Here is a 15453-nt window from a genome sequence, read left to right as displayed (position 1 = left end):
GAATCGTTTAACCGCGCGCGGCGGCGATCTTGATCAGCTTGGCGTAATAGAACCCGTCGTGGCCACCCTCTTGTGCCAGCAACTGGCGACCATGGGGCTGCTTGATCCCGGCCTGGCTGGCGATATCCAGCTCGCGGGCACCTGGCGTGCGAGCGAGAAACGCCTCGATCACTTCGGTGTTCTCGGTGGGCAGCGTCGAGCAGGTGGCGTACAGCAGAATGCCGCCGACCTCGAGGGTCTTCCACATGGCGTCGAGCAATTCGCCCTGCAGGGTGGCCAGCGCGACGATGTCGTCGGGTTGGCGAGTCAGCTTGATGTCCGGGTGACGGCGAATCACCCCGGTGGCCGAACATGGCGCATCGAGCAGGATCCGCTGGAACGGCGTGCCGTCCCACCAGGCCTGGGTGTCGCGGCCATCGGCGGCAATCAGTTCGGCATTCAGGCCGAGGCGGTCGAGGTTTTCCCGTACCCGCACCAGGCGCTTGGCTTCGAGGTCGACCGCCACCACGCCGGCCAGGGCCGGTTCCACTTCAAGGATATGGCAGGTCTTGCCGCCCGGGGCGCAGCAGGCGTCCAGTACGCGCTGGCCGGGTGCCAGGTCGAGCAAATCGGCCGCCAGTTGCGCGGCTTCGTCCTGCACGCTGATCCAGCCTTCGCTGAAGCCCGGCAGGCTACGCACGTCGCCCGGCGCGTCGAGGACGATGCCGTCCTGGCTGAACACGCAGGGGTGTGCGGCCACGCCAGCCTGATTCAACAGCGCGAGGTAAGCATCACGTGAGTGATGGCGACGATTGACCCGCAAGATCATCGGCGGGTGCGCATTGTTGGCCGCGCAAATGGCTTCCCACTGCTGTGGCCAGAAGGCCTTGAGCGACTTCTGCAGCCAACGCGGGTGGGCGGTGCGCACCACCGGATCGTGCTCCAGTTCCGCCAGCAGCGCTTCACTCTCACGCTGGGCGCGGCGCAGGACGGCGTTGATCAGGGCTTTTGCCCACGGTTTTTTCAGCTTGTCGGCGCAGCCAACCGTTTCGCCGATGGCGGCATGGGCAGGAACCCGGGTGTAGAGCAACTGGTACAGGCCGACCAGCAGCAGCGCCTCGACATCGGTATCAGCGGCCTTGAAGGGCTTTTGCAGCAGCTTGGCTGCCAGCGCCGACAAGCGTGGCTGCCAGCGCGCGGTGCCGAAAGCCAGGTCCTGGGTGAAACCGCGATCACGGTCTTCGACCTTGTCCAGCTGGGTCGGCAGCGAGCTGTTGAGCGAGGCTTTGCCGTTGAGCACGGCGGTCAATGCCTTGGCGGCGGCCAGACGTGGGTTCATTGCGCGTCCACCGCTTGGCCAAGGACGGTGCCGACAGCAAACTTCTCGCGCCGGCTGTTGAACAGGTCGCTGAAGTTCAGGGCCTTGCCACCGGGCAATTGCAGGCGAGTCAGGCACAGTGCCTGTTCGCCGCAGGCAACCAGCAGGCCATCCTTGCTGGCGCCGATGATTTCGCCGGGTGCACCTTTGCCATCAGCCAAGGTGGCGGCGAGTACTTTCAGCGCTTCGCCACTGAGCGTGCTGTGGCAGATCGGCCATGGATTGAAAGCCCGGACCAGGCGCTCCAACTCGACGGCCGGACGGCTCCAGTCGATGCGCGCTTCGTCCTTGTTCAATTTGTGGGCGTAGGTGGCCAGGCTATCGTCCTGCACTTCACCTTGCAGGGTGCCGGCAGCCAGCCCGGCAATCGCCTGGAGCACTGCGGGTGGGCCCATTTCGGCGAGGCGGTCGTGCAAGCTGCCGCCAGTGTCCTGGGCAGTGATCGGGGTGCTGACCTTGAGCAGCATCGGCCCGGTGTCCAGGCCGGCTTCCATGCGCATCACGGTGACGCCACTTTCGGCATCACCGGCTTCGACGGCGCGTTGGATCGGCGCCGCACCGCGCCAGCGCGGCAGCAGCGAGGCGTGGCTGTTGATGCAGCCCAGGCGCGGAATATCCAGCACCACTTGCGGCAGGATCAGGCCGTAGGCCACCACCACCATCAAGTCGGGCTTGAGCGCAGCCAGTTCGGCCTGGGCATCGGCGTTGCGCAGGGTCGGCGGCTGCAGCACCGGAATGTTGTTTTCCAGCGCCAGTTGCTTGACCGGGCTTGGCATCAGTTTTTGCCCGCGGCCCGCCGGGCGATCCGGCTGGGTGTAGACCGCGACGATTTCGTACGGGCTGTCGAGAAGGGCCTTGAGGTGTTCGGCGGCGAATTCGGGGGTGCCGGCAAAAACGATGCGCATCGGGGGATCTCACAAAAGAAAAAGGCTTGCCGCAGCAAGCCTTTGGAAGAAAGGAATCAAGCGTTCTGGCGGTGGAGCTTTTCCAGCTTCTTCTTGATCCGGTCGCGTTTGAGCGTGGACAGGTAGTCGACGAACAACTTGCCGTTGAGGTGGTCGCATTCATGCTGGATGCACACCGCGAGCAGGCCTTCGGCAATCAGCTCATAAGGCTTGCCATCGCGATCCAGGGCCTTGATCTTGACCTTTTGCGGACGGTCGACGTTTTCGTAGAAGCCCGGTACCGAAAGGCAACCTTCCTGGTACTGCTCCATCTCGTCGGTCAGGGTTTCGAACTCGGGGTTGATGAACACCATCGGTTCGCTGCGATCTTCGGACAGGTCCATGACCACGATGCGCTTGTGCACGTTGACCTGGGTCGCCGCGAGGCCGATGCCCGGAGCTTCATACATTGTTTCAAACATGTCATCGACCAACTGCCGCACTTCATCGTCCACTACGGCCACCGGTTTGGCGATCGTGCGCAGGCGCGGGTCGGGAAATTCGAGGATGTTCAAAATGGCCATAAGCGTAATAGCTGCACGTGTGAAGTAGGTTCTGGGCCGAGGCCTGCGGTGTAAAACGTTGCTCCCGACAGGAGCGGGCCCCGCGGGCCTTGGCGTTTTATGCGAACGCACATGATAAAGGGATTCACTGCATGAGTGAATCATTAGTCGCCCTGCGGCTTTGTACCTGACGGCATTCACGGGAAAACCCTCAACAAGTTACCAACAGAGTTATCCACAGCTTGTTCCTGCTCAAGCGGGAGCACTTTCGATCAAGGATGATCCTATGCCCTGCCCCGCCAATCCGCCGATCTCCCCGGCTGAACTCGAAGCGCGTCTGCGTCTGCATTGCTTGCCGGAACTGGGCCAGCGACGTTTTTTGAAACTATTTGAAGCCTTCGGTTCGGCAGCCAAAGCCATCAGCGCGCCGGCCAGTGCCTGGCGATCCCTGGGTCTGCCCGCGTGTTGCGCGCAGGCTCGGCGCAGTCCGCCGGTGCGTGACCGCGCGCAGCATGCCCTGGCCTGGCTAGAGCGCGAAGGCCAGCATTTGCTGATGTTCGACCAGCCCGGCTACCCCGCATTGCTGGCCGAGATCAGCGATCCGCCGCCGCTGTTGTTTGTTGCCGGCGATCCGAAAATCCTGGAAAAACCACAACTGGCGATGGTCGGCAGTCGCCGCGCGTCGAGGCCAGGCATGGATACCGCTGCGGCGTTTTCCCGCAGCCTGGCGGGTGCCGGTTTTGTCATCACCAGCGGCTTGGCCCTGGGTATCGATGCAGCAGCGCATCAGGCTGCGCTGGATGTCGGTGGCCAAACGATCGGGGTGTTGGGCACCGGCCTGGAAAAATTTTATCCACAGCGCAATCGGGGCCTGGCCGAGAGAATGATCGCCCAGGGCAGTGCAGTGGTTTCCGAATTCCCGCTAGACGCTGGGCCCCATGCCGGCAACTTCCCTCGGCGCAACCGAATCATCAGTGGTTTGTCCCTCGGGGTATTGGTGGTTGAGGCCAGTGTCGCCAGTGGTTCGTTGATTACTGCACGGCTTGCTGCTGAACAGGGACGCGAGGTCTACGCCATTCCGGGCTCGATCCATCACCCGGTTGCCCGAGGCTGTCACCAGTTGATTCGTGATGGCGCGGTGCTGGTGGAAACCATCGAGCACATTCTCGAAGGGCTGCGTGGCTGGCAAAATCTGGCGGTGCCTGCGCAACCGGCCGTGGCGCTCGATCATCCCCTGCTCCGTTTGCTGATTGCCGCGCCGCATACCGGCGAAGCCTTGGCTGACGCCTGCGGCTGGACACTGCCGAAAGTGCTGGCGGCCCTGACCGAGCTTGAGATGGATGGGCGCGCCGTGTGTGAAGGCGGACGCTGGTTTGCCCGCCTAAGCTAGGTTCAGACACTGGGTTTTACAGGGAAGATGGGTAAACTGCGCACAGCCTTAATTTGGAGAGTCGATCATGGTCAACAGGTGGCGTGTGCAGCAAGCCGCACGAGGAATTCGCGCAGGGGCGGTGATTGCCTATCCAACGGAAGCTGTCTGGGGGCTGGGTTGCGACCCCTGGGACGAAGAGGCGGTCTATCGCCTGCTGGCGATCAAGGGGCGCTCGGTGGAAAAGGGCCTGATCCTGGTGGCCGATAATATCCGCCAGTTCGATTTCCTGTTCGAGGATTTCCCTGAGCTGTGGATGGATCGCATGGCCAGCACCTGGCCGGGCCCCAACACCTGGTTGGTGCCGCATCAGAACATGCTGCCGCAATGGATCACGGGTGTGCACGAAACGGTCGCCTTGCGCGTCAGCGATCACCCGCAGGTGCGCGACCTGTGTTCGCTGGTCGGGCCGCTGGTCTCGACGTCCGCCAACCCGCAGGGCCGTCCGGCGGCGCGCACGCGTCTGCGGGTCGAGCAGTATTTCCGTGGCGAAGTCGATCTGGTGCTGGGCGGCAGCCTCGGTGGGCGCAAGAATCCGAGTGTGATTCGCGACCTGGCCACCGGGCACGTCGTGCGTCCGGATTGATATCGCTTGCCGCTGTTCGCTGGCGGGTGAGTGCCAGCGAAAGCGGTTTTTTTCAGGGCAGGAGAATCGTCGAGCCGGTCGTGCGCCGCGCCGACAGCTCTGCCTGCGCCTTGGCCGCGTCGGCCAGCGAGTAGCGCTGGCTGATATCCACCTTCAGCTGGCCACTGATGATCATCTCGAACAGCTCATCGGCCATGCGCTGCAGGTTGTCGGCGTTGTTGGCGTAGGTCGCCAGGGTCGGGCGAGTGACGTACAGCGAGCCCTTGGCCGCCAGAATCCCCAGGTTGACGCCGTCCACGGCACCGGAAGCATTGCCGAAGCTCACCAGCAGGCCACGGGGCGCAGTGCTGTCGAGGGAGGTCAGCCAGGTGTCTTTGCCGACCCCGTCATAGACCACCGGGCATTTCTGCCCATCGGTCAATTCCAGTACCCGTTGCGCGACGTTTTCGTGGCTGTAGTCGATGGTCGCCCAAGCGCCGTTGGCCTTGGCTAGCGCGGCCTTTTCCGGCGAGCTGACGGTGCCGATCAGTTTCACCCCGAGCGCCTTGGCCCATTGGCAGGCCAGCGAGCCCACGCCCCCGGCTGCGGCGTGGAACAGGATGGTTTCGCCGCCCTTGAGTTCATAAGTCTGACGCAACAGGTACTGCACGGTCAGGCCCTTGAGCATCACCCCGGCGGCTTGCTCGAAACTGATCGCGTCCGGCAGATGCACCAGGTTGGCTTCGGGAAGAACGTGGACATCGCTGTAGGCGCCCAGTGGGCCACTGCCGTAGGCCACACGATCACCAACCTTGAACCGGGTGACTGCACTGCCTACCGCCTGGACCACGCCGGCCCCTTCTGCTCCGAGGCCCGATGGCAAGGCAGGCGGCGCATACAGCCCGCTGCGGAAATAGGTGTCGATGAAGTTCAGGCCAATGGCCTTGTTACTCACCCGGACCTGCTGCGGGCCCGGCTCGGCGGGCTGATAATCCACGTACTCAAGTACTTCGGGGCCGCCATGGGCGCTGAACTGGATACGTTTGGCCATCTGCACTCTCCTTGGGTGGTTTTGCGTAGGGGGTCTATCGGACTCCTAAGCTTGACCTTCGTCAACTGCGGCAGGTGCGGGTGCAGTGGTATGCTACGCGCCCATTTGCGTTGGTCGCCGCTCCGTGCGGGCGCCACGTAGCTTTGCCCGATTCAAGGTGATGCCATGACTACCCGCACCGAGGCCGTTAAAGCCTACCTGCTCGACCTGCAAGACCGCATTTGTGCCGCGCTGGAAGCCGAAGACGGCGGCACTCGTTTTGTCGAAGATGCCTGGACCCGGCCTGCCGGTGGTGGCGGTCGCACGCGGGTGATCGAAAATGGCGCGCTCATCGAAAAAGGCGGGGTCAACTTTTCCCACGTCTTCGGCAGCGGTCTGCCCCCTTCCGCCAGCGCGCATCGGCCAGAACTGGCCGGACGCGGCTTCGAAGCCCTCGGCGTGTCCCTGGTGATCCATCCGCACAATCCCCATGTGCCGACTTCCCATGCCAACGTGCGGTTTTTCATCGCTGAAAAAGAAGGTGAAGAGCCGGTTTGGTGGTTTGGCGGCGGCTTCGACCTGACCCCCTACTACGGCAATGAAGAAGATTGCGTGCATTGGCACCGTGTCGCCGCCCAGGCCTGCGCGCCGTTCGGGGCGGACGTCTATAGCCGCTACAAGGACTGGTGCGACAGCTATTTCCACATCAAGCATCGCAACGAGCCACGCGGCATCGGCGGCCTGTTCTTCGATGACCTGAACGAGTGGGACTTCGACACCAGCTTTGCCTTCATGCGCGCCATTGGCGATGCCTACATCGACGCTTACCTGCCGATCGTGCAGCGGCGCAAGGCCCAGGCCTTCACCGCGCAACAACGTGAATTCCAGGAATTCCGTCGCGGGCGTTATGTCGAGTTCAACCTGGTCTACGACCGTGGCACCTTGTTCGGCCTGCAATCGGGCGGGCGCACCGAGTCGATCCTCATGTCACTGCCGCCGCAAGTGCGCTGGGGCTATGACTGGAAAGCCGAGCCCGGCAGTGAAGAGGCGCGCCTGACCGAGTACTTCCTGCAGGACCGAGACTGGTTGGCAGGCACTGTTTAATAGCAAACCTGTAGGCGCTTACCCAGAGGTTGTGAGATGGATCAGTACGTTGTTTTCGGTAACCCGATCGGCCACAGCAAGTCGCCCTTGATCCATCGCCTGTTTGCCGAGCAGACCGCCCAGCAACTCGATTACCAGACTTTGCTGGCGCCGCTGGATGATTTTTCCGGCTGTGCCCGGGCGTTTTTCCGCGAAGGGCGCGGCGCCAACGTGACGGTGCCATTCAAGGAAGAAGCCTATCGCCTGGCCGATCAACTGACCCCTCGCGCGCAGCGAGCGGGTGCGGTGAATACCTTGAGCAAGCAAGCGGACGGCAGCCTGTTGGGCGACAACACCGATGGCGCCGGACTGGTCCGTGATCTGACGGTCAACGCCGGATTCAGCCTGCGCGGCAAACGCATCCTGTTGCTGGGAGCTGGCGGTGCGGTGCGGGGTGCGCTGGAGCCACTGTTGGCCGAACAACCGGCGTCGGTGATCATCGCCAACCGCACGGTGGAAAAAGCCGAATTGCTGTGTGAATTGTTCACTGATCTGGGGCCGGTGTCGGCCAGCGGTTTCAGTTGGCTGCGAGAGCCGGTGGACTTGATCATCAACGCCACGTCGGCCAGTCTGTCGGGCGATGTACCGCCGATTGCCGGCAGCCTGATCGAACCGGGCAAGACCCTGTGCTACGACATGATGTATGGCAAGGAGCCGACTTCGTTCTGTCGCTGGGCGGCCGATCAGGGCGGCGTGACCATGGACGGCCTGGGCATGCTCGCCGAGCAGGCTGGCGAAGCGTTCTTCCTGTGGCGCGGCGTGCGTCCGGACACCGCGCCAGTGCTGGCTGAACTACGCCGGCTGCTGGCCTAGTCTTCGAAGCGAATCGGGCACTTCTCCAGCCCTTCGAGTTTGCGCAATTCCTCGATCACATGACCCCGCGCCCGCCGCAGGGTCAGGCTGCGGTCCTGCCTGAGCAGGCGGCGTGCTTCCTGGTGCAGCATCTCCACACCTGAATAGTCGATGAAGTTGATGTACTGCGCCTCGATCACCACCTTCAGACCCTGGGTGCGTTGCAGGCGCACCTGCAGGTAATGGCTGGCGCCGAAAAAGATCGAGCCGCCGACCCGCAGGATTTCCTCGTCTCCTTCGCGCCACTGCTGTACTCGCGGCTGCGAGGTGCGTTTCAGATAAAAGAACAACGAGGCCAGCACACCGGCGTAGATCGCGGTCTGCAACTCCAGCAGCAAGGTGGCGACACAGGTCAGCGCCATCACCACGAATTCGGCGCGGCTGACGCGGAACAGCGCGCGAACCCCGCGATGGTCCACAAGGCCCCAGCAAATCAGGAGGATGCTGCCGGCCATGGCCGGAATCGGAATGTGCGCGATCAGCGCCGCGCCGCTCACCGCGAACAGCGCCACCCAGAGTGCCGAGAACACTCCGGCCAGCGGCGAACAGGCGCCCGCTTCGTAGCTCAATCCGGAACGGGTAAACGAGCCGGCCGACAGCGAGCCGGAGAAAAAACTGCCGACAATGTTCGACAGGCCCTGGGCGCGGACTTCCTGATTGGCATCGAGTAACTGCTGCGAGCGCGCCGACAACGAGCGGGCAATCGACAGGCTGGTGACCAGGCCGAGCATGCCGACGGCCACCGCACTCGGCAGCAGGCGCAGCACCAGTTCAAGGTCCAACGGCAGCGGGCTGAACGGTGGCAGGCGTCCAACAAATGCACTGACCAGCGCCACATGACCGAACATCGATGGCCATAGCCACACCAGCAGGCTGCCGGCGATCAGGCTGATCAACAGGCTGGGCCAACGTGGTCGCCACAGCTTGATGAGAATGCCCAGCGCCAGGGTGCCTAGGCCCAGCGCCAATGACGGTTTATCCACAGCGTCGAGATGGCTGACCAGTGATAGCAGACTATTGAGCGCGGTGGCCTGACTCGGCAGGTCCAGCCCCAGCAGGTTCGGCAACTGTCCGAGGGCGATGACCACGGCGGCGCCGAGGGTGAACCCGAGTACCACCGAGTGCGAGACGAAATTCACCAGGGCGCCGAAGCGCAGAAGGCCCAAGAGCCATTGGAAAACCCCGGCGAGAAAGGTCAGCAACAGGATCAGGGTGATGTAGTCCTGCGACGCCGGGACGGCCAGAGGGCTGACACTGGCATAGAGGACAATGGAGATAGCCGCGGTAGGACCGCAGATCAAATGCCAGGAAGAGCCCCACAGGCAGGCGATCAGTACCGGGATGATGGCAGCATACAAGCCATATTCCGGTGGCAGGCCGGCGATCAATGCGTAGGCGATGGATTGCGGTAGCGCCAGAATGGCTCCGCTCAGGCCCACCAACAGGTCGCGGCCGACGCTGGCGCGGGTTTGCCGGGGCAGCCATCTGAGAAAGGGAAAGAGCGAATGGCGACTGGGGATTGCCATGAATCCTCGCGATTGGGGTGTTTGCCAAAGAGTATCAGGGCCCGGGCGAATGTTCCCGCGCCGCTGGCAGGAACAGGCCCGGGTCGAGCGGATTCAGAGCTTGGCTTGCACCGCTGGCAGTGCGTCTTTGCCATCCGCGGTCTTGACCCCGTCCAGCCACTTCTCCAACACCGCCGGGTTGGCCTTGATCCAGGCTTTCGCCGCATCGGCATTGCTGACCTTCTTGTTCACCACCTCGGCCATGATGCTGTTCTCCATGTCCTGGGTGAAGCTCAGGTTGGTCAGCAGCTTGCCGACATTCGGGCAGGCCTGTGCATAACCTTTGCGAGTCAGGGTGTACACGCTGCCGGTGTCGCCGAAATACTTCTCGCCGCCCTTCAAGTAATGCATTTTCAGTTGCACGTTCATCGGGTGCGGCGTCCACCCAAGGAAGGTCACGAACTTCTGCTTTTTCACCGCCCGCGAGACTTCGGCGAGCATGGCCTGCTCACTGGACTCCACCAGTTTCCATTGCCCCATGTCGAAGTCGTTCTTCTTGATGATTTCCTGCAGCGAGATGTTGGCCGGCGCGCCGGAGCCGATGCCGTAGATTTTGCGGTCGAACTTGTCGGCGAACTTGTTCAGGTCGGCAAAATTCCGCACGCCGGCGTCCCACACATAGTCCGGTACAGCCAGGGTGAACTCGGTGCCATCGAGGTTCTTGGCCAACTGGGTGACATCGCCGCTCGCGACGAACTTGTCATAGAAGCCTTGCTGCGCGGGCATCCAGTTGCCGAGGAAGACATCGACCTGGCCGTCCTTGAGTCCGCCAAAGGTGATGGGTACGGCGAGGGTGTCGACCTTGGCCTTGTAGCCCATGCCGTCGAGCAGGAAGCCGGTGATCGCATTGGTCGCGGCAATGTCGCTCCAGCCGGGGTCGGCCATCTTCACGGTGGCGCAGCTGCTGTCGTCGGCCCAGGTCGGAGCGCTGATCACCAGCAGGCCCGCGGTCAGTACGGTGGATAACCTTTGCATGCTCTTCTTCCCCTTACGTTATTGGTTTTGGCAGGGTTGTGGATAACGAGCCTTGCGCTCCAGATCATCGAGGTCGATGTGGTTGCGCATGTACTGCTGGCTGGCGTCAACCAGTGGCTGGTGGTCCCAGCTCTTGAGCTTGCCCAGGGTCAGCGCGTCGGCGACGAAGCGGCGGCGGCGCTGGCTGGCAAGGACCTGGTTGTGAATGGTTGGAATGTCCCACCTGGCGCGTGCTTCGGCGAGGAACGCGGCAAACAGTTCGCGATGCTCCACTGACTGACTGAGCTCTTCGCGCTCATGCGGGTCGTTGCTCACGTCGTACAGCAGGCAGGGATCGCTTTCACTGTAGATAAACTTGTACGGCCCGCGGCGGATCATCATCAATGGGCTGATGGTGCCTTCGGCCATGTATTCGCCGAATACTTCGTCATGCCCGCCCTGCCCTTGCAGGTGCGGCAACAACGAGCGGCCGTCCAGCGGCAGGCCTGGCTCCAGTTCGCCGCCGGCGAGCGCGACGAAAGTCGGCAGCAGGTCGGCGGTGGAGACGGCGGAACTCACCCTTCCTGCCGCGAACTGTCCCGGTGCGCTGATCAGCAGTGGTACCCGGGCCGCCATTTCGAACCAATGCATTTTGTACCAGAGGCCGCGCTCGCCGAGCATGTCCCCGTGGTCGCCGGAGAAGACCACGATGGTGTCGTCGATCAGGCCGGTCTCTTCGAGTGTTTGCATGAGCTTGCCGACATTGGCATCGATGTAGCTGCAGGCACCGAAGTAGGCGCGGCGTGCATCGCGGATCTTCTCCACCGGCAATGGCTTGTCCCACAGGTCGTAGACCTTGAGCAGGCGCTTGGAATGTGGATCGAGATCGGACTGATCCGGGGTTTTCGGCAGCGGGATGTCCTGGTCGTCGTACAGGTCCCAGAATGCCTTGGGAATGGTGTACGGATCGTGAGGATGGGTCATCGAGACCGTCAGGCAAAACGGTTGATCGCCATCTTCGCGAATGTGATCGAACAGATACTGCTGAGCCTTGAACACCACCTCTTCATCGAAATCCAGCTGGTTGGTGCGCACACACGGCCCGGCTTGCAGCACCGACGACATGTTGTGATACCAGCTTGGGCGCACGTCTGGCTCATCCCAATTCACGGCCCAGCCATAGTCCGCCGGGTAGATGTCGCTGGTCAGGCGTTCTTCATAACCGTGCAATTGGTCTGGCCCGCAGAAGTGCATTTTCCCTGAGAGCGCGGTGCGATAGCCGAGGCGGCGCAGGTAGTGGGCATAGGTCGGCACGTCGGCGGGAAAGTCCGCCGCGTTGTCATAGGCACCGATTTTGCTCGGCAACTGACCACTGACGAGGGTGAAGCGTGACGGCGCGCACAACGGGCTGTTGCAGTAGGCGGCGTCGAACACCACGCCTTGGGCAGCCAGACGGCTCAGGTTGGGCAGCTTGATCGGTGATGAACCGTAGAACGGCAACAGTGGCGCGGCCATTTGATCGGCCATGATGAAAAGAATGTTCTTGCGCTTCATGTGATCGCGGCATTCCATAGTGAGCAGTTATGCGAAAGTGCTGCGATCGAGAATGGAGTCCGCTCACTTCGTGGTAAAGCCCATGGCCGGCAATGACTAGGATAACGACAGCTTATGTATGACGCCCTTGGTGAGTTATCGCTGGATCTGCTGCGTACCTTTGAGGCGGCGGCGCGCCATCGCAGCTTCACTGCCGCGGCGGTCGAACTGGGAACCACCCAGCCGGCGGTCAGCCAGCAGCTGAAACGGTTGGAGGAGCAACTCGACACACGCTTGTTCGACCGCATCTATCGGGGCATCGAATTGACCGAGGCCGGGACTATTCTGTTCGAGCACGTGCAGGCCGGTTTGCAGGGCATCGACGATGGCCTGAATGCGATCAACGCCCAGCATCAGCACGAGGTGTTGCAGGTGGCCACTGACTTCGCCTTTGCCGCCTACTGGCTGATGCCACGCCTGCATCGCTTTCATCAGGCCAATCCCCAGGTGGACGTGAGTCTGGTCACCAGTGAGCGCAGTCACAACATGCTGCGTACCGACATTGATGTTGCGGTGTTGTTTGGCGATGGGCGTTTCAAGCAGGGCGAGAGTCACTGGCTGTTCAGCGAAGAGGTGTTTCCGGTGTGCAGTCCGCTGCTGCTCAAGGACCAACCTCCTCCCCTGCCCGCCCAAGCGCTGATGGAGTTGCCGTTGCTCCATCTGCGAGGCGAGAACAGCAGTCATTGGTTCGATTGGAGTGGCGTGTTCCGCAGTCTGGGGATCGGCACCTCACCCGCGCCGGGGCAACTGCGCTTTGATAACTACACGCTGTTGATCCAGGCGGCGATTGGCGGTCAGGGTGTGGCCATCGGTTGGCGTCATCTGGTGGATAACCTGCTCGCGCAGGGTTTGTTGGTACGGCCGATCAACGAGACGGCGCTGTCGAGCTTTGGCTATTACGTGGTGCTGCCCCAGCGTAAACGGCGGCGCGCGTTGATCCAGCAGTTCGTTGATTGGCTGATGAGTGAGCAAGCCAGTAGTGCCGAATCGCTGACAGGCTTGGCCCTGCCGTCGATTGCGGTGTAGGTTGATCATTTGCGCCACGAGAAAGCTATGCAACGGATCAAGGGCTATCACGCCCACGTCTATTTTGATGCCACCACTATCGACCAGGCGCGGGCTTTGTGTGAGCAGGCCGCGCAGCTCTTCAAACTGAGGATGGGCCGGGTTCACGAGCGCCCGGTCGGCCCCCATCCCGACTGGAGTTGTCAGCTGGCGTTCGAGCCGGAGCTGATTGGCGTCGTGTTGCCATGGCTGGCGCTTAACCGAAACGGCTTGGTGGTGTTCCTGCACCCGGAAACCGGCAATGACCTGTTGGACCACACCGATCACGCAATCTGGATGGGCGCTATGCGGCCGCTGGATCTTTCAAATTTCTAGATGCGCATAAAAAAGGCCCAGGGCAGCGAGCGCCCTGAGCCTTGGTTACAGCTTTTAATGCTTACGCGGTACGCGCGTTACGCACACCTTGCGACAGGGCGGAGCACAGGCTCAACACGCCATCGATGGCTTGCTCGGATGTCGTCGCGTTGGCGATGTGATCGATCAGGGCCGAACCCACCACCACGCCGTCCGCAAGACGAGCAATGGCAGCCGCCTGCTCGGGGGTACGGATACCGAAGCCGATGCTGATCGGCAGATCGGTATGACGACGCAGACGAGCGACGGCTTCCTCGACATGTTCCAGGGTGGCCGCACCGGCACCGGTCACCCCAGCGACCGACACGTAATAGACGAAACCGGAGCTGCCGTTGAGTACGGTCGGCAGGCGAGCGTCATCCGTGGTCGGGGTGGTCAGTCGGATAAAGTCCAAGCCTGCCGCTTGTGCCGGATCGCACAGCTCGCCGTTATGTTCAGGCGGCATGTCGACCACGATCAGCCCATCGACACCGGCTTCCTTGGCATCAGCGATGAAGCGTGGAACACCGTAGTAGTGAATCGGGTTGAAGTAACCCATCAGCACCAGCGGGGTGTCGTTGTTCTCGGCACGGAACTCGCGAACCATCTGCAAAGTTTTCGCCAGATTCTGTTTGGCGCCCAGCGCGCGGATGTTAGCCAGCTGGATCGCTGGGCCATCAGCCATCGGGTCGGTAAAAGGCATACCGAGTTCGATCACGTCAGCCCCTGCCGCTGGCAAGCCTTTGAGGATCGCCAGGGAGGTGTCGTAGTTCGGGTCGCCAGCGGTAACAAAGGTCACCAACGCCGCGCGATTCTGCTCTTTGAGTTCAGTGAAACGGGTCTGCAGGCGGCTCATCAGTGTTTCTCCTGCTTGGATTGTTCCATGTGGAACATCACAGTTTGCATGTCTTTATCACCACGGCCGGACAGGTTGACCACCATCAGGTGATCCTTCGGCAGGGTCGGTGCACGTTTAAACACTTCTGCCAGAGCGTGGGCGCTTTCCAGCGCAGGGATGATCCCTTCCAGGCGGCAGCACTTGTGGAACGCGTCGAGAGCTTCGTCGTCGGTTACCGAGGTGTATTGCACGCGGCCAATGTCATGCAACCAGGCGTGTTCCGGGCCGATACCCGGATAGTCGAGGCCGGCAGAAATCGAGTGGGCGTCGATAATCTGGCCATCTTCGTCCTGCAGCAGGAAGGTGCGGTTGCCGTGTAACACGCCCGGTACACCACCGTTCAGACTCGCTGCGTGCTTACCCGTTTCAATGCCGTGCCCCGCCGCTTCGACGCCGATGATCTCAACGCCCTTGTCATCAAGGAACGGGTGAAACAGGCCCATGGCATTGGAGCCACCGCCGATGCAGGCCACCAGACTGTCGGGCAGACGGCCTTCCTGGGCCTGCAGTTGGTCGCGAGTTTCTTTGCCGATCACCGCCTGGAAATCACGGACCATTGCCGGGTAAGGGTGTGGACCGGCCACGGTGCCGATCAGGTAGAAGGTGCTGTCGACGTTGGTCACCCAGTCACGCAGGGCTTCGTTCATCGCGTCTTTCAGGGTGCCGGTACCGGCAACCACCGGGATCACTTCAGCGCCCAGCAGCTTCATGCGGAACACGTTGGCCTGTTGCCGCTCGATGTCGGTGGTGCCCATGTAGATCACACACTCCAGGCCAAAGCGCGCGGCGACGGTGGCTGTGGCCACGCCGTGCATGCCAGCGCCGGTCTCGGCGATGATGCGTTTCTTGCCCATGCGTCGAGCCAGCAGGATCTGACCGATGCAGTTGTTGATCTTGTGCGCGCCGGTGTGGTTCAGCTCTTCGCGCTTGAGATAGATTTTTGCGCCGCCACAGAACTCGGTCAGGCGCTCGGCGAAGTACAACGGGCTTGGACGACCGACGTAGTCGCGCTGGAAATAGGCCAGCTCTTCCTTGAAGGCTGGATCGTTCTTGGCAGCTTCGTATTCACGGGCCAGGTCGAGGATCAACGGCATCAGGGTTTCGGCAACGTAACGGCCGCCGAACGCGCCGAACAGGCCGCTGGCGTCAGGGCCGTTGCGCAGATTAGTCTGGGTCATGGGGCGCTCCAGTTGAATGCGTGAAGAGACAATGGCGTTCACTC

Annotated in this window: 15 protein-coding genes; 6 read left to right on the top strand and 9 right to left on the bottom strand. The window is 62.0% G+C overall.

The window, feature by feature from the left end:
- Positions 1 to 7: 7 nt before the first annotated feature.
- The 3 genes from rsmB to def are packed head-to-tail and all read right to left on the bottom strand — an operon-like array spanning position 8 to position 2825.
- Complete coding sequence (gene rsmB, locus ACZYR5_RS04620) at positions 8 to 1318, bottom strand: 16S rRNA (cytosine(967)-C(5))-methyltransferase RsmB (RefSeq protein WP_489088968.1); 1311 nt, start codon at positions 1316 to 1318, stop codon at positions 8 to 10.
- On the bottom strand, positions 1315 to 2262 hold the full coding sequence (gene fmt / locus ACZYR5_RS04615; RefSeq protein ID WP_489088969.1) for a methionyl-tRNA formyltransferase: 948 nt from the start codon (positions 2260 to 2262) through the stop codon (positions 1315 to 1317). Before fmt ends, rsmB begins: the two co-directional genes overlap by 4 nt.
- A 56-nt stretch (positions 2263 to 2318) precedes the next feature.
- A complete protein-coding gene (def, locus tag ACZYR5_RS04610; protein ID WP_489088970.1) occupies positions 2319 to 2825 on the bottom strand; it encodes a peptide deformylase in 507 nt (168 codons plus the stop codon).
- Positions 2826 to 3090: 265 nt separating this feature from the next.
- Here def and dprA point away from each other — a divergent pair, with 265 nt between their 5' ends.
- On the top strand, positions 3091 to 4194 hold the full coding sequence (gene dprA / locus ACZYR5_RS04605) for a DNA-processing protein DprA (protein ID WP_489088971.1): 1104 nt from the start codon (positions 3091 to 3093) through the stop codon (positions 4192 to 4194).
- Positions 4195 to 4261: 67 nt separating this feature from the next.
- Positions 4262 to 4819 carry an L-threonylcarbamoyladenylate synthase type 1 TsaC gene (gene tsaC, locus ACZYR5_RS04600; RefSeq protein ID WP_027616654.1) on the top strand — a complete coding sequence of 186 codons (558 nt, stop codon included), beginning with the start codon at positions 4262 to 4264 and terminating at the stop codon, positions 4817 to 4819.
- Positions 4820 to 4871: 52 nt separating this feature from the next.
- On the opposite strand, the gene ACZYR5_RS04595 is transcribed toward tsaC, so the two are convergent.
- On the bottom strand, positions 4872 to 5849 hold the full coding sequence (locus tag ACZYR5_RS04595) for an NADPH:quinone reductase (RefSeq protein WP_489088972.1): 978 nt from the start codon (positions 5847 to 5849) through the stop codon (positions 4872 to 4874).
- A 165-nt stretch (positions 5850 to 6014) separates the two neighbouring features.
- Between ACZYR5_RS04595 and hemF the strand changes: the two genes are divergently transcribed.
- Together hemF and aroE are read left to right on the top strand one after the other, a co-directional pair.
- The gene (gene hemF, locus ACZYR5_RS04590) at positions 6015 to 6932 is read left to right on the top strand and encodes an oxygen-dependent coproporphyrinogen oxidase (protein ID WP_489088973.1); all 918 of its coding nucleotides are present in this window, start codon (positions 6015 to 6017) and stop codon (positions 6930 to 6932) included.
- 36 nt (positions 6933 to 6968) lie between these two features.
- Entirely contained in the window at positions 6969 to 7784 is an 816-nt protein-coding gene (aroE, locus tag ACZYR5_RS04585) for a shikimate dehydrogenase (protein ID WP_489088974.1), read from the top strand.
- On the opposite strand, the gene ACZYR5_RS04580 is transcribed toward aroE, so the two are convergent.
- From ACZYR5_RS04580 to betC, 3 genes are all read right to left on the bottom strand, one after another.
- Positions 7781 to 9349, bottom strand: coding sequence for a SulP family inorganic anion transporter (locus ACZYR5_RS04580; protein WP_489088975.1), 1569 nt, complete (start codon positions 9347 to 9349; stop codon positions 7781 to 7783). The genes aroE and ACZYR5_RS04580 overlap by 4 nt on opposite strands.
- Positions 9350 to 9442: 93 nt before the next feature.
- Positions 9443 to 10363, bottom strand: coding sequence for a choline ABC transporter substrate-binding protein (gene choX / locus ACZYR5_RS04575; RefSeq protein WP_489088976.1), 921 nt, complete (start codon positions 10361 to 10363; stop codon positions 9443 to 9445).
- A gap of 18 nt (positions 10364 to 10381) precedes the next feature.
- Positions 10382 to 11896: a choline-sulfatase gene (betC, locus tag ACZYR5_RS04570; RefSeq protein ID WP_489088977.1), complete on the bottom strand. Its 1515-nt coding sequence runs from the start codon at positions 11894 to 11896 to the stop codon at positions 10382 to 10384.
- Between the two features lie 114 nt (positions 11897 to 12010).
- Here betC and ACZYR5_RS04565 point away from each other — a divergent pair, with 114 nt between their 5' ends.
- Together ACZYR5_RS04565 and ACZYR5_RS04560 are read left to right on the top strand one after the other, a co-directional pair.
- Entirely contained in the window at positions 12011 to 12961 is a 951-nt protein-coding gene (locus ACZYR5_RS04565; protein ID WP_489088978.1) for a choline sulfate utilization transcriptional regulator, read from the top strand.
- Between the two features lie 27 nt (positions 12962 to 12988).
- Positions 12989 to 13315 (top strand): DOPA 4,5-dioxygenase family protein, encoded by a 327-nt coding sequence (locus ACZYR5_RS04560; RefSeq protein ID WP_489088979.1) that lies wholly within the window; start codon positions 12989 to 12991, stop codon positions 13313 to 13315.
- Between the two features lie 61 nt (positions 13316 to 13376).
- Here the strand turns inward: ACZYR5_RS04560 and trpA are convergent, their stop codons facing one another.
- Positions 13377 to 14189, bottom strand: coding sequence for a tryptophan synthase subunit alpha (gene trpA, locus ACZYR5_RS04555; protein WP_489088980.1), 813 nt, complete (start codon positions 14187 to 14189; stop codon positions 13377 to 13379).
- Complete coding sequence (trpB, locus tag ACZYR5_RS04550) at positions 14189 to 15409, bottom strand: tryptophan synthase subunit beta (protein ID WP_489088981.1); 1221 nt, start codon at positions 15407 to 15409, stop codon at positions 14189 to 14191. The genes trpA and trpB overlap by 1 nt, the downstream gene beginning before the upstream one ends.
- Between the last annotated feature and the right edge of the window lie 44 nt (positions 15410 to 15453).

Source organism: Pseudomonas sp. F007 (assembly GCF_057814275.1).
This window is presented reverse-complemented; position numbering and strand designations above follow the sequence as displayed.